2 protein-coding genes are annotated in these 2106 nt (G+C 57.6%); one reads left to right on the forward strand and one right to left on the reverse strand.

Features of this window, described 5'->3' with window-relative positions:
• Positions 1-212: 212 nt before the first annotated feature.
• Positions 213-1490, forward strand: a complete 1278-nt coding sequence (locus EN935_RS32820) for an O-antigen ligase family protein (protein ID WP_206534621.1) — start codon at positions 213-215, stop codon at positions 1488-1490.
• A 125-nt stretch (positions 1491-1615) separates the two neighbouring features.
• On the opposite strand, the gene EN935_RS41065 is transcribed toward EN935_RS32820, so the two are convergent.
• Positions 1616-2106: hypothetical protein (locus EN935_RS41065; protein WP_206534622.1), on the reverse strand; the 491-nt coding region annotated here is incomplete at its 5' end.

Genomic DNA, 2106 nt, shown 5'->3' on the forward strand with positions numbered 1-2106 from the left:
TTCAAGAGGCTTAGCCGCGGCAACGCTATTATCCGAAAGGATAGCGTGATTGGCCGGGCGCCCATCTTGGCAGATACACCGAACTGCCTGTCGATGAGGGCTGGTGAAAAGAAACTCTCAAGTAGATTTCAGGAGTGAGGATGAATCACGCCGGGGTTCCTCGCGGGTACTGGCCAAAGCCCGACCGCAGGCCGGTTGCTGCGTCGTTGTCAATGGCGACCGGAAGAGTTGAATTCTGGCTGGCCATGGCCTCCGTCTTTCTCACTCCCTTCAACATCCTCCGTTTCAACGCATTCTATTTTACCGCCAGCGATGCCTTCGCTCTCGCGGCTGTTTTTGCGGTTGTACTCGGAAAATCCTTTCCGCTTGCCCCCCTGGCAGCCGGGACGTTTCTGTGGAACACCGGGATCGCGCTGTTGTGTGGCATGCTGCTGCTAAGCAGCATGCTCGTCGGAGATCCCCAGCGAGGCTTCGTCATCTCGGCACAATACCTATACGCCTACTTCCTCCTGACCTTCATGCTCATGTCGCGCCCCTGGGCCGAAACCGTTCTCTTGATAAAAGCGTTTATCAGTTCGATCGGCTTGATGTGCCTGCAGGGCATAGTGGTGATCAACGTCCTCAAGGAGGGACATGGCTCGATCTACGTCAGCGGCAATGGCCGTTTTGTCGGATGGGTCGAACGCGAAAACGAGTGCGCGTCGCTGATTGCGCTCGCGGTTCCCCTGTTGTTGTGGCTGGTGGTCTCGGGATGCGCGCGGCCTCGCTGGGCCTGGATCGGAGTGCCGCTCTTTGCCTATGGCATTGTTCTGACTGGATCCAATACCGGCCTGATTGGCCTCGTCTTCGCGCTCACCGTCTTCGTTGTCATGACGGGCTCGTGGCGCCGGATCATCTTGTTGACGGTGTCGTCACTCGCCACGTTCTTTATCGCCGTCACATGGGGCAGCGACTTCCTGCCGCCCATCTTCCAGCGCCGCGTGCTGAACGCATTGCAGAATGGCGACATTGATGAGGCTGGTACATTTGCGGACCGTATGCGGCTTATCAAGGAGGCCATTGGAAAAGCGGACAGCAATTCGCTGCTTGGTATCGGTGCTGACCAGTATCGATGGGTCAGCGAGCTGCATGCTCCTGTCCACAACACCTTTCTCTTGATATGGGTCGAGGCAGGACTGCCTGGGTTGATCGGCTTTCTGCTCCTGCTGGTAGCCGGCATAATGGTCGGGATGCTCGCCGCCCGGGTTCGCGAAGGACGGGTATCCGCCATTTGCACGCTGACGACAGTCCTCCTCTTCGCGGCGTTGGCCAATGCGCTGCCACATCTTTACGGTCGTTTTTTTGTCGTGCCCCTCCTGCTTGGGATAGCGCCCAGTGTTGCAATTTTGCGCGAGGGCCCAGCTCCGCGAACGGTCGCACGCTTCCTCAAGCAACTTCGACGTGCTCGCTCGGGGCGGAGTCTTTCGCAACCCAAAAGTAGAGGCATCTAGGATTTCGGGTCGCTCTTCACATGGCGCCAAATGCCCCGAAAATTGTCCATCAGCTCAGACCAAATGGGCACTGTCGGCAGACCTGGTCAGGATCTCCCATAGCAAGAGCGAGCGACGTGCAGAAGCTACTTCCCCGATGCTGACGCTTCCGGGGAGATAAAACGAGCGAGAGCGAACACGCCGTCGACAAAGTCTTCTCCTTGGATAAACCGATCCTCAACCCAGCGTCCCTGGTCATCCTGGCCATCGATGAGTTGACGCACCTTCGAACTCAGTTCGTCAGCGCTCAACTCATCCGCGGCACTGATCCACAGCTGCTGATGGGAAACTGTCAAGCCGTGCTTGGCAAGCTCCAGCCGGGCGAACACCGGCTCGATCTCGGCACCAGTTTTCATGCCGTAATGTTGCCAGAGGTTCTTGTAATCGAAGGTCACCTGGCCACCATCATCAATGTAAAGCGGCCGATTGGTGTTGAGTTCGTAGAAACGTGCCCATCTGCCGTCGGGCAGGCGCGCCGCCTTCAGCCAAATGGCCGCGGACACCGCCGCGTCAAGCAACCGCGCATCCTTGTCTTGTTCGTTCAAATCGATCAGGTAATCGATATTACCGGCGGTTT

The sequence above is a fragment of the Mesorhizobium sp. M7D.F.Ca.US.004.03.1.1 genome, assembly GCF_003998635.1.
GTDB classification, from domain to species: domain Bacteria; phylum Pseudomonadota; class Alphaproteobacteria; order Rhizobiales; family Rhizobiaceae; genus Mesorhizobium; species Mesorhizobium loti.